The sequence below is a fragment of the Arthrobacter sp. Y3223065 genome (genome assembly GCF_059090885.1).
Genome location: NZ_JBNHGC010000003.1, coordinates 449,675 through 475,598 on the forward strand (window position 1 = coordinate 449,675; position 25,924 = coordinate 475,598).

The window sequence follows — 25,924 nt, forward strand, 5'->3', positions numbered from 1 at the left end:
AGCCAGGTGGGCGGGAGCAGGGTCGGCGCGCGGCTTCCGCGCAGCGCAAGACCGGGATCAGGGCGGCCTCTTCGCAACGCACGACCGCGATCAGCGCGGCTCCCGCGCAGCGCAGCACCGGGATCAGCGTGGCTTCCGCGCAGCGCCTTGGCGGGGATCACGGTGCAGCTTCCGCAAAATGCTTGAAGCGGGCCAGCTGGCCGGAATCGGCCTCCGCGATCGCTCGCCGGATCTGTTCTGCCATGGCGGCCAGCTCCTCGCTGACGACGACGTCGGCAGTCAGCGTCAGCCGGGTCGCGCCGCCGTCGCCGTCCAATTCGTAGCGGTAGTCAGCCCGCACATCCCCCTGCGACGAGGTAATGGTGATGCTGCGGCCGACGTCGAGCTCGGTCACCGTGCTGCTGCGGTCGTGGCCCTGGGAACGGAAGCTGATGGCCTGGCCGACCGCCAGCGGCCCCTCGGCGTGCATCTCGTTCACGCCGGGCATCCATGCGGGCGCCGCGGCCCAATCCGTCAACAGCGCCCACGCCCGCGCCGGCGGCACATAGACCTGCTCGGTGGCCGTGAATGCCGTGTTCGCACCCATACCTGCATCATGCCTGCCCGGATGCCGCGGCGAAAGACCATGCGGCCGATCGAAGGCAAGGTCGCGCGCGCTTGATAGGCAACCTAGAGGTTGCCTATCATGGACGGGTGGACACGGTTTTCCAGGCCCTAAGTCATCCGACTCGGCGGATCTTGCTGGACGAACTGGCCGCGCACAACGACCAGACGCTCTTCGAGCTGACCGTGCGCCTTATCAACAACCACCACCTCGCCATCACCCGTCAGGCCGTCACCAAGCACCTCGCGATTCTGCGTGAGGCCGGCCTGGTGACCGCCAGCTACCGTGGACGCACCACCATCCACCATCTGGATACTGCCCCGCTCAGCAATGCGAGGGAATGGCTCGCCAATCTCCCGCCCTCTTCGAAGGAGACACCATGATCATCACCACCGCCAGCATTTTTGTGGACGACCAGCAGAAGGCCCTCGAGTTCTACACCGGGAAGCTGGGGTTCCAGCTCAAGAACGATGTGCCCGTCGGCGACGACCGCTGGCTGACTGTTGTCTCACCATCGGCCCGGGACGGCGTGGAACTGCTCCTGGAACCGTCCGGCCATCCGGCGGTGAAGCCGTTCAAGGAAGCCCTGGTCGCCGACGGCATCCCCTTCACTAGCTTCGGGGTCGACGACGTGCACGCCGAATACGGGCGCCTGACCGCGCTGGGAGTGCAGTTCGTTCAGGAGCCGGCCGACATGGGACCGGTTGTCACGGCCGTGTTTGACGACACCTGCGGCAACCTCATTCAGATTGCCAGCACGAAGGAGGCGTAGCCGGGGCCCGCTCCGTCAAGCGCGAGGCGGGGTCGCGCTCTGTCCCCCGCGCCCGGTCAGTCCAGGACGCGGCGCCGGACCGACGCTGAGAGCTCTTCGGCTCGGCGCACCATGTCGTCCGCCTTCTGCGTGTGTTTCCTCAGCGACTCCTGGATGGATTCCTCCCGGATCGACGCCAGATTGGCCTCGACCGTGATCCGTGCGGTGGCGGCGGCGGCCCGCGCCGCCTCCGCGGCCACGGCAATATCACTCAGGACGTTCGGATTGCACACGCCCACCAGCTCTGTGCCCAGACGCACGACGGCGGAGGCCAGGTCCAGCTGCGCCCTCGCCGGGAGCGTCGCCTCCACGAGCGCCTCCCGGATGGCCGCGCTGCGACGGCTGCGCTCGTCGTCTGTTGTGCTCGGGAGCTTGTAGCAGTCGACGACCCTGCGGAACTTCTCCTCGTCGGACACCGCCGCGTGTACTGCCGCCCGGGTCAGTTCGCCGGCCTCGGCCAGTATGGCGGCCAGGTCCGGATCCGGGCCGGAGTCGGAGGAGGCACCGTCGTCGTCGTGCGCCGCACTTGCGGAGGCACCGCCGTCGTTGTCCTTCGCCGCGCGCCGCTCGGTAAACCGCGTCACCATGCCGATCAGCGCCGCTGCCTGCGCCGCGTGGATTGCGCCGACCGCTCCGGCGCCGGGCGTCGGCTGGTTGGAACCGAGCCGTCCCAGGTACTCGTCGATGGTCTCGGATCCGCTCACGGCCCGGCTCCTTCCGTTGATCCAGCGGCCGGGCCGCTGCTGCCTGCTTCCATGTCTGCATCATGCCCAACAACGGATCGGCAGGAAAGTGCCGGCCGGGCTGGTGGACACAGGACAGCCATCCCCTGGACTGAAAACGGGAGCTGCCGTGCGGCGAGCTCCCGTTTTCTACCCGAGGAATTTGTTGCTGATCAGGCGCCTTCGATGGCCGCCCTGGCGTTCGGGTCCGAGTCGGCCAGGAACTTGCCGATCCGATCCACTTCTTCCGCCTCGCCGATGGCACCGGCGGCGCGGCCCAGGGCGTAGAGCGCCCGCAGGAATCCGCGGTTGGGCTCATGCTCCCAGGGGATCGGACCAGCTCCGCGCCAGCCCGCCCGGCGCAGAGAATCGAGACCGCGGTGGTAGCCCACGCGGGCGTAGGCGTACGACTCGATGGTCCGGCCTTCGGAGTAGGCCTCGTCGGCAAGGATTGCCCAGACCAGCGAGGAGGTGGGGAACTTCGCGGCCAGGTCCTGAGCTTCGTCGCCGGCCTCCAGCCGGGCCAGGACGTCGGTCTCCTCCGGCAGGTAGGTCGGCTCGGGGCCCAGCAGGTTGGTGCGGAAGGGCTCGGTCATCACTTCACCGACTTTCCGGCCGAGCCCAGGCGCTCGGCGGCCTCCACGACCCGGGCGGCCATCGACTTCTCGGCCGCAGCGCCCCAGACACGGGGGTCGTAGGCCTTCTTGTTTCCGACCTCGCCGTCCACCTTCAGAACGCCGTCGTAATTGCTGAACATGTGGCCGGCGACCGGACGGGTGAAGGCGTACTGGGTATCGGTGTCCACGTTCATCTTGATGACGCCGTACGCCACGGCGTCGGCGATCTCCTGCTCGGAGGAGCCGGAGCCGCCGTGGAAAACCAGGTCGAACGGATTGGTCTTGCCGATCTTGGCGCCGACCTCGGCCTGGATCTGCTTGAGCAGCTCGGGGCGCAGTTTCACTCCGCCCGGCTTGTACACGCCGTGCACGTTGCCGAAGGTCAGCGCGGTGATGTAGCGGCCCTTCTCCCCTGCGCCAAGCGCCTCGATGGTCTTCAGGCCGTCGTCGACAGTGGTGTAAAGCTTTTCGTTGATCTCGTTTTCGACGCCGTCTTCCTCGCCGCCGACGGTGCCGATCTCCACTTCCAGGATGATCTTGGCCGCGGCAGTGCGGGCCAGCAGGTCCTCGGCGATGCGCAGGTTCTCCTCCAGCGTCTCCGCCGACCCGTCCCACATGTGCGACTGGAAGATGGGGTCCTCGCCGCGCTTCACGGCAGCCTCGGACTCGGCCAGCAGCGGCAGCACAAAGCCGTCCAGCTTGTCCTTCGGGCAGTGGTCGGTGTGCAGCGCCACGTTGACCGGGTACTTCTTGGCCACTTCGCGGGCGAAGGCGGCGAAGCCCAGCGAGCCGGCGACCATGTCCTTGACCCCGGCGCCGGACCAGTAGGCGGCGCCGCCGGTGGAGACCTGGATGATGCCGTCGGAACCGGCGTCGGCAAAGCCCTGCAGGGCTGCGTTGAGGGTCTGCGAGGAGGTCACGTTGATGGCCGGGTAGGCGAAGCCGCCCGCCTTGGCGCGGTCAATCATGTCGGCATAGATCTCAGGGGTTGCAACGGGCATGCTGACTCCTTGGCTAGCGATACGGATTCGAAGGCGTTGCCTCTGAGCCCATCCTATCGACTCGTGTCCGGGCAGCAGCGGCGGCGGCGACTGTGAAGCGGGGTTACACCCGTTGCCTGGTGGAGCCGGCGGGCCTTGCATCGCTCTCAACCTCGGCCGTGCCGCGTTCTTCATGTGGCCGTTCCTCGGTCTCGACCTCGGCCGTGCCGACCCTCCACCTCGCCGTTCCTAGGCTCCGTGTGGCCGTTCCTCACTCTCCGCCCGGCCGTTCCTCGCTCTCCACGTGGCGCCGCCGACCGTGGCAAGCTGGAATCATGACTGAAACCCCGCCGCCATTCCACGGTCCGCGCGATCCCGGCGACGCCTGGGTGGAGGGGCCGGACGGCACGCGGATGTGGGGCCGGTTCGGATCCGCCGGGCTGTTGGCGGTGGATCGCGAGCGCGGCATCCTGCTCCAGCACCGCGCGCAGTGGAGCCACTTCGGCGGCACCTGGGGAATTCCCGGCGGGGCCCGGCATCAGGACGAGCCGGCCGTCGATGCCGCCCTGCGCGAGGCTAACGAAGAAGCCGACGTCCCTGTCGACGCGCTGGCGCCATTGTTCACTTCGGTCCTGGACTTGGGCTTCTGGTCCTACACAACCGCCGCCGCCAGGACCGTTCGCCCCTTCGAACCGGAAATTACCGACGCCGAGAGCCTGGCCCTGGCCTGGGTCCCGCTGGATGAGGTGGACCAGCTGCCGCTGCATCCGCACTTCGGCGAGGCGTGGCCCCGGCTCCGGACGCTACTGGAACACCCGCCGGTGCTTGTGGTCGACGCGGCAAACGTCGTCGGCTCCCGGCCGGACGGCTGGTGGAAGGACCGCCCCGGCGCGGCGCGCCGGCTGCTCGCCTCGTTGCACGCCACCCTGGAGGCGGGGCTTCCCGCCAACCTGCTGGAGGTGCCCGCCGGCACCGTGTGGCCGCGCACCGTCGTCGTGCTGGAAGGCGCCGCGAAGGAGGCCGCCCCGGCGGGGCCGGCAGGTGCGGCACGTACGGAGAGCCCGGATGGGCAGGCACGTCCGGCAGAATTAGCAAGCCAGGACGGGCACGACGGCGGGGCAGCAGCCCAGGCCTCGGCCGCGCGCCGCCGAGGTGTGGAGCTGGAGGTGGTGCACGCGGCCGGGTCGGGCGACGACGAGATTGTGGCCCAGGTGGAGAAGGCGTTCGGCACCGACCCCGAGGCGCGGGTGACAGTGGCAACGTCGGACCGCGGGCTGCGCGAACGGGCCGAAAGCCTCGGGGCGCGCACCGTCGGCGCCGGAGCGTTGCTGGACCTGCTCGGCTGACTGCGGGGCCTTTCCCCGAAGCGGCACCCGGCGCGTCCCCCACCCGCTCCCTTCGCTCCCACGTTTCGGATGGCCCGGAGAACGTTTCCGCACGTCAGGGGCAGATGGACAGCCCCAAACATGGGCAGATACGGCTATACGTGGGAAGTTAGCTACGGGACCGACCGCTGGGGCCGGCTACCCGAGGCCGGACGCGTGACCTGCACGCTAAGGCGCGGTCGGAACCACCGGCTGGGCGAAAACGTGGCGCCGGATCCACGCGTGCATCGCGATGGCCGCGGCGGCCGAAGCGTTGATCGACCGGGTCGAGCCGAACTGCGCGATGGACAGCGTGGCATCGGCTGCGGCGTGGACCTCCGGGGTCAGCCCGGGCCCCTCCTGCCCGAACACCAGCACGGCGTTCTCCGGCAGATCGTAGGTCTCCAGCGGCACCGAGTCGGGGAAGTTGTCGATCCCGATGATCCGCAGGCCCTCGCCCTGCGCCCACGCCACGAAGTCCTCCACGGTGGGATGGTGCCGGACGTGCTGGTAGCGGTCGGTGACCATTGCCCCGCGCCGGTTCCACCGCCGTCGTCCGATGATGTGCACTTCCTTGGCCAGGAAGGCGTTGGCGCACCGCACCACCGAGCCGATGTTGAGGTCATGCTGCCAGTTCTCAATGGCCACGTGGAAGTTGTGCCGGCGTGTGTCCAGGTCCGCGACGATCGCCTCGTGCTTCCAGTAGCGGTACTGGTCAGTCACGTTGCGTCGGTCGCCTTCGGCCAGCAGTTGTGGGTCCCATTGGTCGCCTTCGGGCAACGGTCCGTCCCACGGTCCGACGCCGATGGCCGGCTCCGGCCCGCCAGTTTCGGAACCGTTCGGGGCGGCCTCGCGCCCGCCAGTCACGGAACCGTTCGGGGCGGCCTCGCGCGCGCCGGTCTCGGAACCGTTCGGGGCGGCTTCGCGCGCGCCGGTTTCGGAGCCGTTCGGGGCAGCCTCGGGCCCGTCGGTTTCGGAGTCATTGGGGGCCGCCTCCGGGGCGGCCGGCCGTTCGCCGGAACCGCCGGTCACCCTCGGTCCACCCCCGGTTTCACCTGCTTTTTCTTCCACCCCACAAGCCTAGGGGACAGACCGCAGCCCCATGCACCGTGGCGCGGAAGGGCCGCGGCAGGAGCCGCCCGACGGGCCTGCGGCAGGTTGTGCACGATCAATCGGGGATGATAAGCATGCTGAGTAACGATTCATCGGAAAAGGAGTTTCAATGGCTGAACTGACCACCCCCGAGGAACTTTTCGCTTTCAAGCTGGGCGTCGCCCTGCGGTCGGAACATGACGTGCTCAAGATGCTCGAAGAGAACCAGAAGGTTGCACGGAGCCAAGAGCTGAAGGAAATGCTCAGCCACCACCAGGACGAGACCCGCGAACAGATCACGTATATCGAAAAGTGCTTCAAGGTCCTGGGCCTGGAGGCCAAGGAGCAGCGCTCCCCGGTGAGCAAAGGCCTGGCCGAGGAAGCGCAGGCCGCCTTGGACAAGGTGGACCCCAGCTTGGTGGACATGGTCATCGTGGCCGGGGCGCTGGACACGGAACACCATGAGGTCGCCTGCTACACCACTCTGATTACCTCCGCGGAGGCCCAGGGCCAGACCGAAGTCGTGGAGCTGCTTCAGCAGATCCTGGGCCAGGAGGAAAGCACTCGGGACAAGCTGACCGAGTTCGGCCGGAAGCTCGCCCAGGAAGCCGTCGCCAAGTAGGCCGGCCGGGAAGCGCGAGGGCCGGGTCGGCGCACGGATAACGTGGCCGGCACGTAATTAACCCGGCCGGCCCACGCGGACATACCAAAGGGGAGCGGAGCCGTGCAGCGGCACCGCTCCCCTTCACGTGCCTGCGGCATCGCTCCCCTCCGCATGTCTGCCGCTCCGCTGCCCGAGGCGGCCCCTCAGCTTCCAGCGGCGCCGCTCCCCTTCGCGTGCCTGCCGCCCCGCTTCCCGTGACGCTCGGCCGGTGGAACCTCGCCGTCGCCGCTGCTCTTGTCAGTAGTAGCGCTTGCGGGCGCCGACCACCGGCAGCGGGAAGAATTCGTCCGCCACCTGCTGGATGATCGGCACGTAGATTGCTGAATTCCACTGCGGGCTGGCATGCGCCGGCCGGGCGCCTTCGGTGACCAGATTGTTGGTGAGGAAGTTCGCCTCGTAGTTCACCTGCCAGCTGCGCCGGGCGGTCGAATAGTTGACCGTCTGGTCTCCCGGGTTGCCCATCCAGGCGATGCGGGTGTCGCCGATACTGTGGCGGAAGCGATGCGCGTCGAAGTGATAGATGTACGAGGACTGGGACTGGATCAGCGTGCTGGACACGGCCAGCGGCGACAGCTGCTCCATGGTCTGCTCCACGATTTGCCGCCAGGTGCGCTCGTCCTTGTGCACGATCCGCTCGCCCAGCTCGTATCCGCCCCGCAGGTAGCTGGGCACCCGGTAGCCGGCCTCGTACAGGAAGACCACGCCTTCGAACATGGTCTTGTCCAGCACATCGAAGCGGCTGTATGGGGACGAATCCATCAGGATCAGCTCCACCGGGAAGCCCTTGGCGCGCAGCCGTGCGGTCATTTCCACGGCCACCATGCCGCCGAAGCTGTGCCCGTAGAAGTAGAGCCGTTGCAGGTCGTTGTCCTGGATGTGCTTCTGCAGCACCTCGGTCAATTCGGCCAGGTCAAGGCCGCGGTTCGAATACCCCGCCACCGCCAGCCGGCCGCGGTCCACCAGGCCGCCACGCAAGGAGTTCAAGATCCACAGGCCCTCTTCCCAGCTGGTCTTGTACCCCGGGAAGAGCACCCAGCTGGTGCGGGGGAAGCGCCGGTCCGCGCGTTCGTCGTCCAGCGTGAGGATCTGCGCTTCGTTGCGCATCTCCTGGATGACCCGGGTGGCCGCCAGGTCCGCGGCGGTGCCCAGTCCGAAGGCGGCACCGATCAGGAACGAGCGGCGCGAAACCCGGTGCAGGCTGCTGGCCAGGCGCAGCTGGCGGAAGGCGTGGTTCCTGCGAACATCCATCATGTGAGCTGGCCGGCCACCGGCGGCTAGTCCAGCTCCAGTTCGTCCTTGCCGAAAGCAAAGAGATACGGCACGCCGGCTTCGGCCTCGATGCGTTCCTTCGCGCCGGTGTCGCGGTCCACAATGACGGCCACCGCCTTGACCTGCCCGCCGGCCTGGCGCACGCCTTCCACCGCGGTCAGCGCGGAGCCGCCGGTAGTGGAGGTGTCTTCCAGCACGACGACGGGGCGATCCTTCACCTCCGGGCCCTCCACCTGGCGGCCCATGCCGTAGGACTTCTGCGCCTTGCGCACGACGAAGGCGTCAACGGCCCGCCCGTCGTCTCCGGCCGCGTGCATCAGCGCCGTCCCCACCGGATCGGCCCCCATGGTCAGGCCGCCGGCCGCCTGGAATTGGATTCCGGCCTCGTCGAGCATCGCCAGCATGACCCTGCCGACCAGGCGGGACGCCTCATGGTGCAGGGTGACCCGGCGCAGGTCGATGTAGTAGTCGGCTTCGGCGCCGCTGGAGAGGGTGACCCTGCCGCGCACCACGGCCAGTTCCTTAATCAGTTCGAGCAGGCGGGCGCGGTCGGCCGCTGGATCGGCCGCAGGAGTCTGGGTCATGGCTCTTAGTCTATGGGGTTGCCCCCGCCGCACCCGGAATCCATGACAGGTCGTGCGGGCCCAGGGCTGGCCCCAGACCCGACGCCGCCGGCCCCCAGACCGGACGCCGTCGGACGGCGCCTGAGCCGGCTAGAGCCCGCGGACCAGCAGGTTCGGGTGCAGCTGCTCCCAGCCCTCGGCGAGGTCTTTGCCGGCGTCGTAGTTGTCCTGGACCAGCTTGGCCCACACCCCGGAGGTGCCGAGTTCAACCGGCTCCTGCCCAGTGCCGCCGCAGCTGCTTGACGCCCCGGCAGCCTCCACATCCACGATGATCACACACACGCCGTGGTCGGCCGGGTTGTCCGGGACGGCAGCATAGAAGGCGAAATCGCCCTTTTCCGCCAAGGACCGGACGCTGCCTGCCGCCACGCGCAGGACTTCGGCTCCGCCCACCAGCTTGTCATCCGGGCCGGCCGGAGCCTCCAGCGCGCCGATTCCGGACGTCGACCCGGCGCAGCCGGCGAGCGACAGCAGGACGGCGGCACCGGCCGCTAATGTGGTTAATCTGCGCATGGCGCCCCAGCCCCCTCGATAGACGTTTTGTCTCACGCTAGCCGCGGAGGCACGCGCCCGGGAGGCTCGCCCCCTTACGAAGCGATAACTTCGCAGTCAGGCGGACGCGGCCGCTTCGATCGCTTCGGGCGAGAGCACATGCCCGATGGCCAGCGCCACCGCCCCCAGCACGCCGGCGCGCTGCCCGGCCACGGACGGGGCGATCCGCAGATGCTCGGTCGCCAGCGGCAGCGAGCGCCGGTAAACCACTTCCCGGATCCCGGCCAACAGGTGCTCGCCCGCCTGCGCCAGCCGCCCGCCGATCACGATGACCGAGGGGTTGACCAGGTTCACGCAGGTGGCCAGCACGTCGCCAATGTCCCGGCCGGCCTGGCGCACCGCCTGGATCGCCTGCGGGTCGCCGGCGCGGACCAGATCGATCACGTCCTGGCTGCTTTCGGCCTTCTTCCCCTCCGCCGAGAGCACGGCCGCCAGGGCCGGCCCGCCGGCGAGCGCCTCCAGGCAGCCGGTGTTCCCGCACCGGCACACCACGTCGTCGCCCCGGGGCACGCGCACATGCCCCAGGTCCCCGGCGGTGCCCTGGGCGCCGCGCTGCAGCTGCCCGGAGGAAATGATGCCGGCCCCGATCCCCGTGGCCACCTTGATCAGCATCAGGTCGGCGGTGTCGGGCCAGGCCATTGCCTGCTCGCCCAGCGCCATGATGTTGACGTCGTTGTCCACCAACACCGGCACGGCGAAATGCTGCTGCACCAGTGCCGGAACGTCCACCCGGTCCCAGCCGGGCATGATCGGCGGATTGATCGGCCGTCCCGTGTCATGTTCGACCGGCCCCGGCAGCCCGATGCCGAACGCGCCCAGGTCCTCCGCACTCCGCCCGGCCTCGTGCAGCAGCCGCGCCACGGCGTCGGTCAGCCAACCCAGCACGATGTCCGGGCCGCTGGCGATGCTCAGCTCGGCGCGCTCCTCGGCCAGCACGTCGCCGGAGAGGTCGGCCACGACGACCCGGGCGTGCGTGGCGCCGAGGTCGGCGCCGATCACCAGGCGGGCGGCCGGGTTGAGCGCAAACAACGACGGCGGCCTTCCGCCGGTGGAGGTCGCTCCCCCAATGGGGGCAATAAGCCCCAGCCGCATCAGCGAATCCACCCGGGCGGTCACCGTGGACCGCGCCAGGCCGGTCAACTGCGCCAGCTCGGCGCGGGTGCGCGGCTGGCCGTCGCGCAGGAGTTGGAATACCTCGCTTGCTCCGGCGGCCGGCTGGGTGGCCAGGCGTTGCGGCGGGGCGACATCGGACTTCAACACGCTTTCAGTACAGCACGCACCACTTCTGTTTGTCTCTAGCGAAACTAACAATTCGTGTTCAAACAACTTTTGCCTGACTCTCGACAAAACTATGTGACCCGTGCCACAGTAAGTGGGTGGAGCAGACGAGCAACACTGTGGCCGACAGCGGCGCCGGACGGGGGGAACCCGTTCTCGAAGTCCGCGGCCTGACCAAGAGTTTCTTCGGCAATCCCGTGCTGCAGGACGCGTCGCTGACGCTGCATGCCGGCGAGGTCCACGGCGTCGTCGGGGAAAACGGGGCAGGAAAGTCGACCCTGATGAAGATCCTGGCGGGCGTGTACCAGCGCGACTCGGGAACGGTGCTGCTGGACGGCCAAAGCGTCCAGTTCAGCCATCCCACCCAGGCGCACGAAGCCGGCCTGTCCACTGTCTTCCAGGAATTCAACCTGCTGCCGGACCGCACGGTGGCGGAGAACATTTACCTGGGCCGCGAGCCCCGCAAGGGCCTGCTGGTCAACCGGGCCAAGATGAACGCCGCCACCGCGGAACTGCTGGAGTCGCTGGGCATCGGCTCCATCCGACCCACGGCGCTGGTCCGGTCGCTCTCCGTGGCCGAGCAGCAGATCGTCGAGATCGCCAAGGCCGTCAGCTACGACGCCAGGATCATTTCCATGGACGAGCCGACCGCCGCATTGTCCGGGCCGGAAGTGTCCCTGCTGTACGGGATCGTGCGGAGGCTGGCCGAACGCGGCACCGCCATCCTCTACGTCTCGCACCGGCTGCGCGAGGTCTTCGACCTCTGCCACACCATCACCGTGCTCAAGGACGGGCGGATCGTCGGAACCAAACCGGCAGCCGAACTCGACGACGCCTCGCTGGTGCGGATGATGGTCGGCCGCCCCATCTCCGCCTATTTCCCGGACAAGCTTCCGCCCGCGCCCGCGGCACCAAGCCCCGATACCAACGCCCCGTTGCTCGAACTCGCCGACGCCGGCAACGACCAGCTGGACGGCATCAGCCTGCGCCTCATGCCCGGCGAGATCGTCGGCATCGCCGGACTGCAAGGGTCCGGCCGCACCGAACTGCTGCAGGCGATCTTCGGCGCCGCGCCGTTCAACCGCGGCAGCATGCAGCTGGGCGGCCGTTCGGTCCGTCCGCATTCTCCCCGCCAAGCAGTGCGGCACGGCATCGCGCTGATCACCGAGGACCGCAAGGCGCAGGGCCTGAGCCTGAACCAGTCCCTGCTGGACAACGCGCTGGGCGTGGTCCGCGCCGTGTTCCCCAAGCGAACCGCAACGGTGCGCCGCGCCGTCGCCGGCTCGTTCAGCGCCTTGGAAGTCGTCGCCCGGGACCTGGACCAGGAGGTGCAGTACCTCTCCGGCGGCAACCAGCAGAAGATTGTGCTGGCCAAGTGGCTGGCGGTGTCCCCCGGCGTGGTGCTGCTGGACGAACCGACCCGGGGCATCGACGTCGGGGCCAAGGTGGCGGTGTACCGGCTGATGCGCCAGCTGGCGGCCGAGGGAAAGGGCGTCCTGATGGTTTCCAGCGAGCTGCCCGAGGTGATCGGGATGTCCGACCGGATCCTGGTGATGCGCGACGGACAGATTGCCGGCGAACTGCCCGCCGGCGCCACCGAGGAGGAGATCCTGCGGCTGGCCACCGGCGCGCGGGTACCGGGCGCGGCCTCCGACGGCCCGCCGCCGGCTCCGGATAACGACGGCGGCGCCCCTCTTCCGGACGCGGGGAACGACGGCGGGGATCGCCGCGCGGAAGCGAAGCACGACGGCGGTGCCCGGCTTGCGGACGCAGGGAGCGACGGCGGTGCCCGCCTGGCTGACGCAGGGCACGAGGGCGGGTCACACCTCGCGGAGGACCGCGGCACCACGGGAGGGACACCATGACGACCACGCAAACCCCGGCCCGAACCAAGCGGGCACGGGTCGGCGGCGGCATCTTCGCGCGGCTGACCTCCACCCAAATCGTGTACCTGGTGGCCCTGCTGACCCTGATCGCCGGCAGCATCCTGGTGGCTACGGCCGGCCGGAACTTCTTCAGCCCGGGCAACATCTCCGCCATCCTGACCGGCACCAGCGTGCTGGGCTTCATCGCCATCGGCCAGACCCTGGTGATCCTGGTCGGCAGCCTGGACCTCTCGGTGCCCTACGTGACCAGCCTGGCCAGCCTAATAGCTGCCGGGGTGATGGCCAACCGGAGCGAAAACGTGCCGGCCGCCGTGCTGCTGGCATTGGGTGTCTCCGCCGTCATCGGTCTGGCCAACGGACTGATTGTTGCCGGCCTCAAGGTGCACGGCTTCATCGCCACGCTCGGCATGGGCCTGGTGATCAGCGGCTACCTGGGCACCAACTACAAGGGCAGTTTCGGCCAGACGCCGTTCTCCTTCCGGCTGATCGGCGCCACCGGCATAGGGCCGGTGCCGATCTCCACCCTCATCATGCTCGCCTGCGCCGCCCTCGTGCTGCTGATGCTGCACCGCACCCGCATGGGGCATCACATCTACGCCGTGGGCGGTGACAGCAACGTGGCCCGGATGTCCGGCATCCGCGTCCCGGGAGCGGTGATCACCGCCCACGTCATCTGCTCCACACTCTCCGGCATGGCCGGACTGCTGCTGGCCAGCCGGCTGGGCGTCGGCAGCCCCACCGTGGGCTCGCAAGGCGGCTATGACCTGCTCTCGATCGCCGCCGTCGTCCTGGGCGGAACCCTGCTGGCCGGCGGCAAGGGCTCCGTTACCGGCACCCTGGGCGGCGTGCTGATCTTCGCCATGCTGGACAACATCATGTCCGTGCTCCAGATCAACCCGTTCCTTAAGGACGTGGTCCGCGGCGTGGTGATCGTAGTCGCCGTCGCCGTCTATGCCCGCCGAACCATCGTCGCCCGGCCGCCGCGTTACGGGCACGGCGGCCAACAGCAGGAGGCGCAGGCATGAGCACAGTTCTGGACTCGGAGGCTGGCGGCAGGGTCCTGCAGCACAACCGGGCCGGCCTCGGCCAACGCTTCCTGCGCGGCCTGCGGACTCCCGGCGGCGGCATCTTCGTGCTCCTGGCCGCGCTGCTGGTCGCCATCATCATCCTGAACCCGTCGTTCGGCGAGCCCGGGTCCTTCATCCGCTTCATCGGCCGGACCGCGCCGATTGCGATCGCCGCCATCGGGCAGTACTTCGTGATCGTTTCCGGCGAGTTCGATCTGTCCATGGGATCGGTAGTGACCATGCAGGTGATCGTGGCCGGCAACCTGATCGGCCAGGACGACGCCAAGGTCCTCCCCGTGCTGGTGCTGATGTTTGTCCTCGGGGCGCTCATCGGGCTGATCAACGGCCTGGTCACCACCTTGCTCAAGGTCCCCAGCTTCATTGTCACCCTGGGCATGATGCTGGCGCTGCTGGGCCTGGTGCTCAACTGGACCGGCGGCGCCGCCCAGGGCAACCCGGCGGACAGCTTCCGGCAAATCGGCCGCGGCGGCATCGAAAACGTGCCGGTGCTGGAGGTCATCCCCTATCCGGTGATCATCCTGGCGGCCGTCGCCGTGCTCGCCGTCTGGATGATGCGCCGGCCCTACGGGCGCACGCTGGTCGCCGTCGGCGACAACGACGTGGCCGCGGCCCTGACCGGCGCCCGGGTCTGGTGGGTGCGCACGCGGGCTTTCATGCTTTCGTCGCTCGCGGCCACCGTCTCGGGGATCCTGCTCGTCGGGTATGCCGGGGTCCATCCGTCGGTGGGCCAAGGCTACGAGTTCACGGCGATCACCGCCGTCGTCCTGGGAGGGGTGGTGCTGGGCGGCGGCCGCGGCTGGGTGCTCTCTGCCGCAGCCGGTGCGTTCGCCCTGGAGTTGCTGTTCACGCTGCTGAATTTCCTGGGCGTGGCGTCCACCTGGCGGGACACCGTGCAGGGCGCCATCATCATCGTCGCTGTTGCTGCCGCCGCGCAGTCCTGGCAGCGCAAGCGGCGCGGGGGCTCTGCGGCCGCGCATTCCGAACAACACATCATCGCGGCACCAGAGCCCGCTGAGGGCACCGACAAGGGAGGGAACTGACATGACGGGAAAACGTCTAAGTACCGCGGTCGCGCTCACAGCGGCCGCGTCGTTAATGGCCATGACCGGCTGCACCACCGATCCGTCCATCACCGAGGAGACCGGCGGCCCCGGCGGCGCGGCCAGCCCGTCACCGGCGGAAACCACCGCGGCTTCCACGGAATGGTTCGACCAGGCCGTGTACGACGAACAGTTCGAACAGCGGACGGCGGAATTCCAGGGCGATCCGGAGCAGCCGTGGCTTCAGTACATCGACGGCGAGATGACCGACACCGCCGACTTCGCCTCCGAGGGCGCCAAGAAGGTCTGCTTCGCCAACGCGTCGATTTCCAACCCGTGGCGGCAGACCGGCTGGATCACCATGAACCAGCAGTTGCAGGTGCTGCAGGACGAGGGCGTGATTTCCGAGATGGAAACCCGCGATGCGCAGGACGACTCGAATACCCAGATTGCCGACATCGATTACTTCATCAGTGAAGGCGACTGCGACGCGTTCATCATCTCGCCGAACGCTACCGCGGCGCTGACGCCGGCGGTGGAGCGCGCCTGCGAGACCGGCAAGCCGGTGGTGGTGTTCGACCGCGGCGTGGAAACCGACTGCGCCACCACGTTCATCCACCCGATCGGCGGGTTCGCCTGGGGCATCGACACCGCCAACTTCCTGACCGAACGGCTGCAGGAAGGCGACAAGGTGGTGGCACTGCGCATCCTGCCCGGCGTGGATGTGCTGGAGCAGCGCTGGGCCGCGGCGGAGAAGATCTTCGAGGAGAACGGCATCGAAGCCACCGATTACTTCACCGGCGCCGACCCGACCGAGATCAAGAAGATCATCTCCGACGAACTCGCTACCGGCGACGTCCAGGGCGTCTGGATGGATGCCGGCGACGGCGCGGTGGCTGCGATCGAGGCGTTCGAGGACGCCGGCAAGGACCTGCCGGTCATGACCGGCGAGGACGAGCTGAGCTTCCTGCGCAAATGGAAGGACACCGGCATCGAGGCGCTGGCTCCGGTCTACTCCAACTTCCAGTGGCGCACGCCGCTGCTGGCCGTGCAGAAGATCTTTGCCGGCGAGGAAATCCCGGCCGAGTGGGTGCTGCCGCAGGTTCCGATCCCGGCCGACGAGCTGGACGACTGGCTGGAACGCAACGACGGCATGCCTGACGGCCACTACGCCAAGTTCGGCGGCGAGGACCTGCCGGGCTACCCGGAGGTCTGGCAGCAACGCCAGATTCCGTAGAACTTGCGGGCCGGCCGGGCCCGGGAGGGTGCCCGGCCGGCCCGCAACTTCCCGTTCGGACGCATGTCCGCCGGGAGCCCCGCGGGAGCCCGGGCCGCCGGCGCGGACCCGGCAGGTTCCCGCGGGACCCCTACGGTCCGGCACGACGGCGTCCGGCGGCAACCGGACGAGGTGCCACCAGCAGCCGCAGACATAAGGAGACGGATCAATGGACCGGCCGATCGGCGTCAACACCTGGGTGTGGCAGTCGCCGCTGCGCGACGCCGAGCTGCCCGGGCTGCTGGCGAAGATCGCCGGCATGGGCTTTGACGGCGTCGAACTGCCGCTGGAGAACGTCGGCGACTTCACCGCCGGCACCGCCCGGGACGCCCTCGCGGCTGCCGGCTTGAAGCCCTACATCGTGGGCGCCATGGCACCCGGCCGCGAATTGGTCCTGGCCGACGCCGGGTCGGTGCAGGCAACCCAGGACTATCTGGCGGCCTGCATCGACCTGGCGCACGACGTCGGTGCGCCGGCGGTGTGCGGTCCGTTCTACTCCAGCACGGGGCGGGTGTGGCGGATCGACGCGGAAGACCGCGCCGAAGCGTACCGCCAGCTGCGGGAGAACCTGGCGCCGCTGGCCGCCCAAGCCGAGGCGGCCGGCGTCGTGCTGGGAATTGAGCCGCTCAACCGGTACGAGACCTCGCTGGTCAACACCGTGGAACAGGCGCTCCACGCGCTGGGACCGCTGCTCGGCCACGGGGTGGGGCTGGCGCTGGACAGCTACCACCTGAACATCGAAGAACGCTCCAGCGCCGCCGCCATCCGCGCCGCCGGTGAACACCTGGTCCACCTGCAGGTGTGCGGCAATGACCGCGGGACGCCCGGCGGCGACCAGACCGACTGGCCGGCGCTGGTCAAGGCGCTGGACGACGTGGGCTACGCGGGCCCGCTGAACATCGAGAGTTTCACCGCGGACAACGCGGCCATCGCGACGGCCGCATCGATTTGGCGGCCGTTGGCGCCGAGCCAGGATCAACTGGCAGAGGACGGGCTGGCATTCCTGCGCAGCCTCTAGCCCGTCCCGGCGTCGAGGTGCAGCCCGGACCCGGACGTCAGCCCATCCCGCCGCACCACCGACCGACGAGCACGAAGGAGAAGACGATGACCGCCAATCCGGAGTCGCCGCCGCTGGGGGTGGCGGTGCTGGGACATGCCTTCATGGGCAAGGCACACTCCAATGCCTGGCGCAACGTGTCCGCCTTCTATCCCGCTGGGCCCGCGGTGGCCCGGCGGGTCCTGGTCGGCCGGAATGCCGACGGGGTGGCCACGGACGCGGCCCGGTACGGCTGGGCGGAGGGCTCCACCGACTGGCGTGCCGTGCTCGAGCGCGACGATGTGCAGATCGTGGACATCTGCACCCCCGGCCACCTGCATGCCGACCTGGCCGTGGCCGCGCTGGAGGCGGGCAAGCACGTGCTGGTGGAGAAGCCGCTGGCCAACTCGGTGGCCGAAGCCGAGCGCATGGCGGCCGCGGCGCGCGCCGCCGGAGCGGCCGGCGTCCGGTCGATGGTCGGCTTCAACTACCGGCGGGTCCCGGCGCTGGCGCTGGCGCGTCAATTGATCGCCGAAGGAAGGATCGGCGACGTGCGGCAGGTGCGCGTCGCCTACCTGCAGGACTGGCTGGCCGACGACACCGCCCCGATGACCTGGCGGTTGCGCCGGGAGACCGCCGGCTCCGGGGCGCTCGGCGACCTGGCTTCGCACGCGGTGGACCAGATCCACTTCCTGCTCGGCGCCCGGGTCACGTCGGTCTCCGCAACGCTCAACACGTTCGTCGAAACCCGGCAGGGACCGGGCGGGCCCGAACCGGTGACGGTCGACGACGCCGCGTGGGCGACCCTGCGGCTCGATTCCGGCGCGGTGGCCAGCCTGGAGGTCAGCCGGATGGCCGCGGGCCGCAAGAACGCGCTGCGGATCGAGGTCTACGGGTCCGCCGGGCACCTGACCTTCGACCTGGAGCGGCTCAACGAGCTCTCCTATTACGACGCCGGTGCCCCGCCGGGGCTCGCGGGTGCGGCGAGGATCCTGGTCACCGAGGAGACGCACCCCTACCTGCAGGCCTGGTGGCCGCCCGGGCACGTGCTCGGCTGGGACCACACGTTCACCAGCCAGGCCGCCGATTTCCTGGCCGCGGTGGCGACCGGCCGGGCGCCCAGCCCAAGCTTCGAGGACGGCCTGGCGGTGCAAAAGGTGCTGGACGCCATGGTGCGCAGCTCCGCGCAGGCGGGCGCCGCCGTCGTCCTTGCCGAAACCGACACCCGCGCCGATTACGCAGGAGCAACCGATGGCACGTAATTTCACGCTGTTCACCGGCCAGTGGGCGGACCTGCCCCTGGAGAAGGTGGCGGAACTGGCCGCGGGCTGGGGCTACGACGGCCTGGAGATCGCGGTCTCCGGGGACCACCTGGATGCGTGGCGCTGGGACGACGACGACTACATCGCCGAGCGGCTCGGCATCCTGGAGCGCTACGGGCTGCGGGTGTGGGCGATCTCCAACCACCTGAAGGGCCAGGCGGTGTGCGACGACCCGATCGACTTCCGCCACCAGGCGATCGTCGGGGCACGCGTGTGGGGCGACGGCGAGCCGGAGGGCGTGCGGGCGCGGGCGGCCGAGGAGATGAAGCACACCGCTCGGCTGGCACAGCGGCTCGGGGTGAAGACCGTGGTGGGATTCACCGGGTCCTCGATCTGGCAGTACGTGGCAATGTTTCCGCCGGTTTCCGCTGATGTGATCGACGCCGGCTACCAGGACTTCGCCGACCGGTGGAACCCGATCCTGGACATGTTCGACGAGTGCGGGGTGCGGTTCGCGCACGAGATCCACCCCTCCGAGATCGCGTACGACTACTGGTCCACGGTGCGGGCGCTGGAGGCCCTGGGGCACCGCGAGGCGTTCGGCATCAACTGGGATCCCAGCCACATGATGTGGCAGGACATCGACCCGGTCTCGCTGATCTGGGACTTCAAGGACCGGATCTACCACGTGGATTGCAAGGACACGAAGCTGCGGATCACCGGGCGCAACACGCGGCTGGGGTCGCATCTGCCGTGGGGCGACCCGCGGCGCGGCTGGGACTTCGTCTCCACCGGGCGCGGTGACGTGCCGTGGGAGGCCAGCTTCCGCGCCCTGACGGCGATCGGCTACGACGGGCCGATCTCGGTGGAGTGGGAAGACGCCGGCATGGACCGGCTGCAGGGCGCGCCGGAAGCCCTCCGGTTCCTCAAGCGGTTCGACTTCGATCCGCCGCAGTCGTCCTTCGACGCCGCGTTCAAGCAGTAGGGGCGGCGCCGGGTGGCACCGTGGCCGACCCGTTCACTCCCAGGTATGGGCCTAACTTCCCACGTCTAAGAGCCCCGCAAGCCGCTGACCTGCGGCGATGCCGGAAGCCTATTCAAGACGTGGGAGCGAAAGTGCTCCCTGCCTGCTGCCAGCCCCCCTGCCTCCCGAACACGCTGGCTGTCCAAGTTCAACAGGAATTGTCCACGTTCTGGAAACCGATGCGGCCCTGACCTGCGGCGATGCCGAACGGCCGCCCAAAACAAGGACAACCGGGTCCTCTGGCTTGAGCCGTGCGGACCTGCCCGCCGGATTCTCTGCAGCTGGCCAGGATCCTTTAGTAGGCTGTGGCCATGCGCGAACTCCAGGCCACGATCATTGACGAACTAGGCGTCCAGCCCTCCATCGACCCGTCACAGGAAGTCGCACGGCGCGTCGGATTTTTGAAGGACTATCTCAAGACCACCGGCACGAAAGGCTTTGTGCTGGGCATCAGCGGCGGCGTCGACTCCAGCCTCGCCGGCAAGCTGGCCCAACTGGCGGTCGACGAACTCGAAGCAGAAGGCGTCGACGCCAACTTCGTCGCGGTGCGCCTGCCCTATGGGGTCCAGCACGATGAAGCCGACGCGCAGGCAGCCCTGGATTTCATCCGGCCGAAAGCTTCGTGGACGTTCAACATCAAGTCGGCGGTCGACGGCTTCGAAGCCGAATTCACGACGACGACCGGCGAAGAGATCACCGACTTCAACAAGGGCAACATCAAGGCCCGGGCCCGGATGATGGCCCAGTACGCGCTGGCCGGCCAGCACAACTACCTGGTGCTGGGCACGGACCACGGCGCCGAGTCGGTCACCGGCTTCTTCACCAAGTTCGGCGACGGCGCCGCCGACGTGCTGCCCCTGTTCGGGCTCAACAAGCGCCAAAACCGTCAGCTTTTGGAGCACCTTGGTGCCAGCAACCAGGTGGCGCACAAGGTCCCGACGGCAGACCTGCTGGACACCACGCCCGGCCGCACCGACGAGGACGAGCTGGGGATCAGCTACGACCACATCGACGACTACCTTGAGGGACGCGCAATCCCCGACGAGGTCGCCGAAAAGATCGAGCAGCGCTACCTGATGACCCGGCACAAGCGGACCACGCCGGTGTCAATCCTCGACAAATGGTGGCGGAGCTAGGCTGAAGCGTCAGCCGGCGAGGCGCTGCTGGCCGAAGCCTTTGACACCGTTGGCCCGGGCACCCGCTGAACCGTCACCCGGCCAGGTAAAGCGCAGCCGGCCCGCTGAACCGTCACCCGGCCAGGTAAGGTGCGGCCGACCCGCTAAACCGTCAGCCGACCAGGCTCTTCGCCCGCATCACTGCCTTCCGGAACTCTTCCTGGTTCTTCCTGCTGATCATCGCCCTGCCGCCGGGGCTGGGCGCCTTGATGACGGTCGGGCGGGTGAATGCACCCATGTGCTTCGCCCACTGGGTCTTGGTGAAGGTCCCGCACAGCACGACGGCTTGGAGACGAGGCAGCAGCCCCAGGACGGACTTCAGTGCCTTGACGCCGGCGATTGTCTGGACGGCTGTCGGTTCGGCGCCGTCGAGGAAAAACGGCACCGTATTCCAGAGGAGAACCCCCTCGTGCAGCCCCGCTTCCCGGCGTTCGTTCCAGCACCGCTCGGCCGCTTGGTCGGGGTTGTCTACTGAAACGAATCCCGGCCCCTCGGCGGGGACCGTTTGGCTCCCGGGACTATCGAGCAGAAAGAGCACCCGCGCCTCGACGCCTGCATCCGCCGGGTCAAAATGCGGAACGGGCTCCGTGCGGGTCTGCGCGTAGGCGTCCCGCCATTCCTCAAGCTTCTGTATGGACGGCTCCGACGACAGCATGGCTTGCCGCCGCTGCCGTTCGAGTGGATCTGCTAAAGACTGCGGCTTATCGGCAAACATCTGTCCAACATACCCTGAAGCCAGAACGCCGTTGGAGGTCCGACGGCGAGCGCAGCCGCCCGGAGCGGCGAGCCCGGTCGCCCCGAACGGCGAGCACAACCGCACCGAGCGGCGAGCCCAGCCGCCCCGAGCGGCGAGCACAGCCTGCCGCCGTTGGGTAACGTAGCTGTTGTGAAGATTGCTACCTGGAATGTGAACTCGATTCGTGCCCGCGCCGACCGCGTTGAGTCTTGGCTGCAGCGCTCCGACGTGGACGTGCTGGCCATTCAGGAGACCAAGGCCAAGGATGAGAACTTCCCGTGGGACCTGTTCGAGAAGAACGGCTACGAGGTGGCTCACTTCGGCCTGAACCAGTGGAACGGCGTGGCCATCGCCTCCCGCGTGGGCCTGGATGACGTGGTCCGGACCTTTGACGGCCAGCCGCACTTCGGCAAGTCGGAGGACAGCACCGCCGCCGAGGCCCGTGCCATCGGGGCAACCTGCGGCGGTGTTCGGGTGTGGAGCCTGTATGTGCCCAACGGCCGGGCGGTCAACGATCCGCACATGCCCTACAAGCTGAATTGGCTCAAGGCCCTCAAGGAAGAGGCCGCCGGCTGGGTTCAGGAGGACCCGACGCTCAACCTCGCGCTTATGGGTGACTGGAACATCGCCCCGACGGACGACGACGTCTGGGACATCGATTGGTTCCGCGCGCAGAACGCCACGCACGTGACCGAACCCGAGCGCGCCGCCTTCCGCGCGTTCGAAGAAGCCGGATTCGTCGACGTCGTCCGCCCGCACACGCCCGGGCCCGGCGTCTACACCTACTGGGACTACACGCAGCTGCGCTTCCCCAAGAAGGAAGGCATGCGCATCGACTTCATTCTGGCCTCCCCGGCGCTGGCCGCCCGCGTCACCGGGGCGATGATCGACCGCGAAGAGCGCAAGGGCAAGGGCGCCTCGGACCACGCACCGGTCATCGCGGAGCTGGACTGAGATGAAGTTCCCGTACGTCTCCTACCTGCGGGTCTTCGAACCACTGGATGTGTTCGACGACGACCAGCAGCTGCTCATCATGAGCCAGCGCGGCCGCGGCCGGGACGTGACGGAGGATATGGACCGCGGTGACTCGCTGCGCCGGATCACGCGCACGGTGTCGGACCCGTTCCCGCACTCCAGCGACGACCTGATCCGGGTCCTGCATTATCCGACGCCCGAGGGCATCACCACGCCGCGGTACTGCCCCAACCAGCTGGCCGTCCGCAGCACCCTGGCCGCCGAATCGCTCTCCAGCAGCCTGCGCGATCCGCTGCTGGGGCTGCTGGTGCCCGAAGCCGCGCGGGACGCCCAGCAGTCCCGGCTGGACCCGGACAACTTCGTGGACGCACTGGCCAAGCTGCACACGCGCAGCTCCACCTGGGGCATCCCGTTCGGTTGGTTCGTGCTGTTCCGCGAGGACGACCATACCGAAAAGGTGGAGAGCGACCACACGCTGCAGACGGTCCGCCTGGCCGCCCCGGTTCCGCAGTGCATCGACCGGGCCCGCTATGCAGCGGCTTCCCTGGCCCTCGCGGCCCCGGGTTTGGACCTGCTGGAAGAACTGACCGAGTTGACCGAATGGCTGGAAACCTTCACCGCGGACGGCATCGTGGAACTGGATTACGGCCGCGTGGCCGAGCTGGTCTACCCGGACGAATCCCCCTCGGACGTGCACGCCGGCATCGAATCGCTGGCCGACGGCGACATGACCGGCGCCGCCGCCGCGTACCGCCGCCTCGCCGGCCGCTGGATCAAGATCCGCCAGCTGGCCCGCGCGTCCTGACCGCCGGCATGACGCCGGCCGACAATTACGACGACGGCGGCGCGGTCGAGGCCCGGACCACCAGTTCGTGGGGCTGGATCCGCGGCACGTCCAGCCGGGCCTTCCCCTGCAGTTCGGCCAGCAGCAGCCGCGCCGCGTAGGCCCCCTGCTCGTCCGGCCGTTGCCTCACGGTCGTCAGCCCCATCGGCTCGGCGAACTCGTGGTCGTCGATGCCCACCACGGAAACGTCCTCGGGGACCCGCAGTCCGCGCTCCTGCGCGGCCCTGAGCGCGCCGAAGGCCATCTCGTCCGCGGAGGCGAAGATCGCCGTCGGCCGTTCCCCCGGTGTATCGAGCAGCGTGCCGGCGGCAATCCTGCCGCCGGCGAACCGGAAGTCCCCCATGGCCAGCCATTCCGGCCGCACCCGCAGCCCGTGCCGGGCCATTGTGTCCCGGAAGGCCAGCTCCCGCCGGCGCGGCACGTCGAAGTCGATCCCGTAGGCGCCGCCGCCCTGCAGGTGCGCGATCCGCGTATGCCCCAGCCCGATGAGATGCTCGACGGCGTCGGCGGCCGCGGCGTTGTCATCCACACTCACGCTGCGCAATCCGTCCACCTGCCCGCCCACGATCACGTTCGGATACTCCAGCGCCTGCAGCGCCGCCAGTTCGTCCGGGGTCAGCTGCATGCACATAATTAGCAGCGCGTCGATCCGCTTGCGCAGCATGGACCGGTGGAACACCCGTTCGCGGTTGGTGCCTGTGCCGCCCAAGCTGAACACGATCAGGTCGTAGCCGGCCGCCCGCAACACACGATCCACGCCTTCCAGGGCGGACGCGAAGTACCACCGGTCGATCACCGGCAGCAGCACGCCCATGGCCCTCGTGCGGCCGGAGGCCAGGTGGGCCGCCGACGACGACGGCACGTAGCCCAGCGAGTCGGCTGTCGCCAGCACGCGGTCGCGGGTGGCCGTGGACACCCCGGACAATCCGCGAAGGGCACGGGAAACCGTTGCGGTCGAGACGCCGGCGGCCCGCGCGACGTCGTCGATCCCGGTCACGGTGCGCTCACCCCTTAAGGCCACCAGCCAGCAGGCCGCGGACAAAGTAGCGCTGCAGGCCGAAGAACACCGCAAGCGGCACGATCATGGAAACGAACGCGCCGGCGGTCAACCGGTGCCACTCGTCGCCGCGGGTGCCCGTCAGCTCGGCCAGCCGCTGGGTAATCGGGGCGACGTCGGCCGTGCCGCCGGAGAACACCAGCGCCACCAGCAGGTCGTTCCAGACCCACAGAAACTGGAAAATGCCGAAGGATGCAATCGCCGGCACGGACAGCGGCAGGATGATCCGCCAGAAGATCGTCGCGTGCCCGGCGCCGTCCACCCGCGCCGCCTCGATGACCTCACCCGGGATCTCGGAGATGAAGTTGTGCAGCAGGAAGATGGCCAGCGGCAGCGCGAAGATGGTGTGCGCAATCCACAGCTGGGCGTAGGTTCCGGCCGGCAGCACCTGGAGCTCGCCGATCTTGAGGTTGATGAACAGCGAGAGCAGCGGGATCAGCGCCATCTGCAGCGGCACGATCTGCAGCGCGAACACGACGATGAACAAGGTGTCCTTGCCGCGGAACCTGCCCCAGGCGAAGACGTAGGCTGCCATCGAAGCGATCACCAGGGGAATCAGGGTGCCCGGGATGACGATCGCCAGCGAGTTGATGAAGTACTGGCCCAGGTTGGACGCGGAACCGCCCTGGGAGTCCAGCACGTCGGTGTAGTTCTTGGTGGTGAACTGCAGGTCGCCCAGGATGTTCCACCAGCCGTTGGCCTGGATGTTGTCCTCCGGGCGCAGCGAGGAAATGAACAGGCCGAAGGTCGGCACGGTCCAGATGACGGCGATGATGATCGCCGCAGCGGTGGCCCCGCGCGAGGTCAGGCGCTGCTTCACCCGCCGGGAGATCGGGATCTGCTGTTCGGTGGTGCTGGCCAGGACGGCGTCGGGAGCGGTCGGGATGGCAGGCGTTGCGCTCATCGGATTTCCCTCTGCTTCTTCAGCTGCCGGGCGTTGTAGATGACGATCGGCAGCACCATCAGGAACAGGATCAAGGCCAGCGCGGCGCCGCGTCCGGGCTCATTTGCGCGGAACGCCTGGGTGTACATCTCATTGGCCACCACCGATGTTTCGAAGTTCCCCGCGGTCATCGTCCGCACAATGTCGAAGACCTTCAGCGTGCCGATGGTGATGGTGGTGACCACGACGATCAGCGCCCCCCGGATGGACGGGATGGTGATGGAGCGGAACTGCTGCCAGGCGCTGGCCCCGTCCAGCCGGGCCGCCTCCACGATTTCGGTGGGGATGCCCTTGATCGCCGCGGAGAGGATCACCATGGCGAAGCCGGTCTGGATCCAGACCATCACCGCGATCAGGAAGAACGTGTTCTCCGGCGCGTCCAGCAGGAACTGCTTGGGTTCGCCGCCGAACCAAACCAAAACCTGGTTCAGCAGGCCGATCTGTTCGCGTTCGCCGCCGCGGTACGTGTACATGAATTTCCAGATCACGCCGGCGCCCACCATGGAGATGGCCATCGGCATGAACACCAGCGCCTTCAGCGCCTTCTCGCCGCGCGCCCGGTCGATGAACACCGCGTAAGCCAGGCCGATGCCGGTGGACAGCAGCGGCACCAGGACGACCCACAAAAGCGTGTTGCGCAGCGTGACCAGCGCTTCGGGTTGGGTGAACATCCACACGAAGTTGTCCAGGCCGTTAGGCGTTCCGGTGCGGTCCGTGAACGCCAGGTACGTGGTTTGGATGGCCGGCCACACCAACCCAATGGCCAGGAGTACGACGGCGGGGGCCAGGAAGCCGATGATCGTCGCCTTATCGCGGAACGACTTCGGAGCCCGGTCCACCAACAGCATGATCACGGCGATGATCGCAGCGAAGACCGCCAGGGCGATCGCCACCTGCATGAGCTTCTCGCCAACGTCCTCCATGGGCACTTGCCTCCTTGGTGCGTGGAAGGGACAGACAGTGCCGGGCCGCACCGCCTGCATCGGGTCACAGGCGGTGCGGCCGG

The 25,924-nt window shown here is 68.4% G+C and carries 27 protein-coding genes; 14 read left to right on the plus strand and 13 right to left on the minus strand.

Going from position 1 to position 25,924, the window contains the following annotated elements:
- Positions 1–157: 157 nt before the first annotated feature.
- A complete protein-coding gene (locus tag AC5RUK_RS10640; RefSeq protein ID WP_494152170.1) occupies positions 158–586 on the minus strand; it encodes an SRPBCC family protein in 429 nt (142 codons plus the stop codon).
- Between the two features lie 107 nt (positions 587–693).
- On the opposite strand from AC5RUK_RS10640, the gene AC5RUK_RS10645 reads away from it, so the two are divergent.
- Together AC5RUK_RS10645 and AC5RUK_RS10650 are read left to right on the plus strand one after the other, a co-directional pair.
- The gene (locus AC5RUK_RS10645) at positions 694–987 is read left to right on the plus strand and encodes an ArsR/SmtB family transcription factor (RefSeq protein ID WP_494152171.1); all 294 of its coding nucleotides are present in this window, start codon (positions 694–696) and stop codon (positions 985–987) included.
- Positions 984–1,376 carry a VOC family protein gene (locus tag AC5RUK_RS10650; RefSeq protein ID WP_494152172.1) on the plus strand — a complete coding sequence of 131 codons (393 nt, stop codon included), beginning with the start codon at positions 984–986 and terminating at the stop codon, positions 1,374–1,376. The genes AC5RUK_RS10645 and AC5RUK_RS10650 overlap by 4 nt, the downstream gene beginning before the upstream one ends.
- 56 nt (positions 1,377–1,432) lie before the next feature.
- Here AC5RUK_RS10650 and AC5RUK_RS10655 read toward each other — a convergent pair whose 3' ends face one another.
- The 3 genes from AC5RUK_RS10655 to fbaA all read right to left on the minus strand — a co-directional run bounded on the left by AC5RUK_RS10655 (position 1,433) and on the right by fbaA (position 3,755).
- On the minus strand, positions 1,433–2,119 hold the full coding sequence (locus tag AC5RUK_RS10655) for a cyclodeaminase/cyclohydrolase family protein (RefSeq protein WP_494152173.1): 687 nt from the start codon (positions 2,117–2,119) through the stop codon (positions 1,433–1,435).
- Between the two features lie 191 nt (positions 2,120–2,310).
- The gene (locus tag AC5RUK_RS10660) at positions 2,311–2,733 is read right to left on the minus strand and encodes a DUF3151 domain-containing protein (RefSeq protein WP_494152174.1); all 423 of its coding nucleotides are present in this window, start codon (positions 2,731–2,733) and stop codon (positions 2,311–2,313) included.
- A complete protein-coding gene (gene fbaA / locus AC5RUK_RS10665; RefSeq protein ID WP_493977221.1) occupies positions 2,733–3,755 on the minus strand; it encodes a class II fructose-bisphosphate aldolase in 1,023 nt (340 codons plus the stop codon). Before fbaA ends, AC5RUK_RS10660 begins: the two co-directional genes overlap by 1 nt.
- Positions 3,756–4,069: 314 nt before the next feature.
- Here fbaA and AC5RUK_RS10670 point away from each other — a divergent pair, with 314 nt between their 5' ends.
- Positions 4,070–5,080 (plus strand): NUDIX domain-containing protein, encoded by a 1,011-nt coding sequence (locus tag AC5RUK_RS10670; protein ID WP_494152175.1) that lies wholly within the window; start codon positions 4,070–4,072, stop codon positions 5,078–5,080.
- 207 nt (positions 5,081–5,287) lie between these two features.
- Here the strand turns inward: AC5RUK_RS10670 and AC5RUK_RS10675 are convergent, their stop codons facing one another.
- Positions 5,288–5,965, minus strand: a complete 678-nt coding sequence (locus AC5RUK_RS10675) for a TrmH family RNA methyltransferase (protein ID WP_494152278.1) — start codon at positions 5,963–5,965, stop codon at positions 5,288–5,290.
- Between the two features lie 355 nt (positions 5,966–6,320).
- Here AC5RUK_RS10675 and AC5RUK_RS10680 point away from each other — a divergent pair, with 355 nt between their 5' ends.
- On the plus strand, positions 6,321–6,812 hold the full coding sequence (locus AC5RUK_RS10680; protein ID WP_494106917.1) for a YciE/YciF ferroxidase family protein: 492 nt from the start codon (positions 6,321–6,323) through the stop codon (positions 6,810–6,812).
- Between the two features lie 279 nt (positions 6,813–7,091).
- Here the strand turns inward: AC5RUK_RS10680 and AC5RUK_RS10685 are convergent, their stop codons facing one another.
- The 4 genes from AC5RUK_RS10685 to AC5RUK_RS10700 form a co-directional block, all read right to left on the minus strand.
- Complete coding sequence (locus tag AC5RUK_RS10685; RefSeq protein WP_493988540.1) at positions 7,092–8,102, minus strand: thioesterase domain-containing protein; 1,011 nt, start codon at positions 8,100–8,102, stop codon at positions 7,092–7,094.
- A 26-nt stretch (positions 8,103–8,128) separates the two neighbouring features.
- On the minus strand, positions 8,129–8,707 hold the full coding sequence (pyrE, locus tag AC5RUK_RS10690) for an orotate phosphoribosyltransferase (protein ID WP_494152176.1): 579 nt from the start codon (positions 8,705–8,707) through the stop codon (positions 8,129–8,131).
- 129 nt (positions 8,708–8,836) lie between these two features.
- Positions 8,837–9,259 carry a hypothetical protein gene (locus AC5RUK_RS10695; protein ID WP_494152177.1) on the minus strand — a complete coding sequence of 141 codons (423 nt, stop codon included), beginning with the start codon at positions 9,257–9,259 and terminating at the stop codon, positions 8,837–8,839.
- 96 nt (positions 9,260–9,355) lie between these two features.
- Entirely contained in the window at positions 9,356–10,558 is a 1,203-nt protein-coding gene (locus tag AC5RUK_RS10700; protein ID WP_494152178.1) for an ROK family transcriptional regulator, read from the minus strand.
- A gap of 116 nt (positions 10,559–10,674) precedes the next feature.
- Here AC5RUK_RS10700 and AC5RUK_RS10705 point away from each other — a divergent pair, with 116 nt between their 5' ends.
- The 8 genes from AC5RUK_RS10705 (at position 10,675) to nadE (ending at position 20,324) form a co-directional block, all read left to right on the plus strand.
- Positions 10,675–12,441 carry a sugar ABC transporter ATP-binding protein gene (locus AC5RUK_RS10705; RefSeq protein WP_494152179.1) on the plus strand — a complete coding sequence of 589 codons (1,767 nt, stop codon included), beginning with the start codon at positions 10,675–10,677 and terminating at the stop codon, positions 12,439–12,441.
- A complete protein-coding gene (locus AC5RUK_RS10710) occupies positions 12,438–13,487 on the plus strand; it encodes an ABC transporter permease (protein WP_494152180.1) in 1,050 nt (349 codons plus the stop codon). Before AC5RUK_RS10705 ends, AC5RUK_RS10710 begins: the two co-directional genes overlap by 4 nt.
- The gene (locus AC5RUK_RS10715; protein ID WP_494106921.1) at positions 13,484–14,590 is read left to right on the plus strand and encodes an ABC transporter permease; all 1,107 of its coding nucleotides are present in this window, start codon (positions 13,484–13,486) and stop codon (positions 14,588–14,590) included. The genes AC5RUK_RS10710 and AC5RUK_RS10715 overlap by 4 nt, the downstream gene beginning before the upstream one ends.
- A gap of 1 nt (position 14,591) precedes the next feature.
- Positions 14,592–15,827 (plus strand): substrate-binding domain-containing protein, encoded by a 1,236-nt coding sequence (locus AC5RUK_RS10720; RefSeq protein WP_494152181.1) that lies wholly within the window; start codon positions 14,592–14,594, stop codon positions 15,825–15,827.
- 208 nt (positions 15,828–16,035) lie between these two features.
- Positions 16,036–16,884: a sugar phosphate isomerase/epimerase family protein gene (locus AC5RUK_RS10725; RefSeq protein WP_494152182.1), complete on the plus strand. Its 849-nt coding sequence runs from the start codon at positions 16,036–16,038 to the stop codon at positions 16,882–16,884.
- An 86-nt stretch (positions 16,885–16,970) separates the two neighbouring features.
- Complete coding sequence (locus AC5RUK_RS10730; protein ID WP_494152183.1) at positions 16,971–18,164, plus strand: Gfo/Idh/MocA family protein; 1,194 nt, start codon at positions 16,971–16,973, stop codon at positions 18,162–18,164.
- Entirely contained in the window at positions 18,154–19,149 is a 996-nt protein-coding gene (locus AC5RUK_RS10735; RefSeq protein ID WP_494152184.1) for a sugar phosphate isomerase/epimerase family protein, read from the plus strand. The genes AC5RUK_RS10730 and AC5RUK_RS10735 overlap by 11 nt, the downstream gene beginning before the upstream one ends.
- A gap of 350 nt (positions 19,150–19,499) precedes the next feature.
- Entirely contained in the window at positions 19,500–20,324 is an 825-nt protein-coding gene (gene nadE, locus AC5RUK_RS10740; RefSeq protein WP_494152185.1) for an NAD(+) synthase, read from the plus strand.
- 151 nt (positions 20,325–20,475) lie between these two features.
- Here the strand turns inward: nadE and AC5RUK_RS10745 are convergent, their stop codons facing one another.
- Positions 20,476–21,078 (minus strand): uracil-DNA glycosylase, encoded by a 603-nt coding sequence (locus AC5RUK_RS10745; RefSeq protein WP_494106926.1) that lies wholly within the window; start codon positions 21,076–21,078, stop codon positions 20,476–20,478.
- Between the two features lie 171 nt (positions 21,079–21,249).
- Here AC5RUK_RS10745 and AC5RUK_RS10750 point away from each other — a divergent pair, with 171 nt between their 5' ends.
- Together AC5RUK_RS10750 and AC5RUK_RS10755 are read left to right on the plus strand one after the other, a co-directional pair.
- Positions 21,250–22,053, plus strand: a complete 804-nt coding sequence (locus AC5RUK_RS10750; protein WP_493988527.1) for an exodeoxyribonuclease III — start codon at positions 21,250–21,252, stop codon at positions 22,051–22,053.
- A gap of 1 nt (position 22,054) precedes the next feature.
- The gene (locus AC5RUK_RS10755) at positions 22,055–22,879 is read left to right on the plus strand and encodes a DUF8083 family protein (protein WP_493988526.1); all 825 of its coding nucleotides are present in this window, start codon (positions 22,055–22,057) and stop codon (positions 22,877–22,879) included.
- 25 nt (positions 22,880–22,904) lie between these two features.
- Here AC5RUK_RS10755 and AC5RUK_RS10760 read toward each other — a convergent pair whose 3' ends face one another.
- The 3 genes from AC5RUK_RS10760 to AC5RUK_RS10770 are packed head-to-tail and all read right to left on the minus strand — an operon-like array spanning position 22,905 to position 25,841.
- Positions 22,905–23,915, minus strand: coding sequence for a LacI family DNA-binding transcriptional regulator (locus AC5RUK_RS10760; RefSeq protein WP_494152186.1), 1,011 nt, complete (start codon positions 23,913–23,915; stop codon positions 22,905–22,907).
- A 7-nt stretch (positions 23,916–23,922) separates the two neighbouring features.
- Positions 23,923–24,879, minus strand: a complete 957-nt coding sequence (locus AC5RUK_RS10765; protein ID WP_494152187.1) for a carbohydrate ABC transporter permease — start codon at positions 24,877–24,879, stop codon at positions 23,923–23,925.
- Positions 24,876–25,841 carry a carbohydrate ABC transporter permease gene (locus tag AC5RUK_RS10770; protein WP_494106928.1) on the minus strand — a complete coding sequence of 322 codons (966 nt, stop codon included), beginning with the start codon at positions 25,839–25,841 and terminating at the stop codon, positions 24,876–24,878. The genes AC5RUK_RS10765 and AC5RUK_RS10770 overlap by 4 nt, the downstream gene beginning before the upstream one ends.
- Between the last annotated feature and the right edge of the window lie 83 nt (positions 25,842–25,924).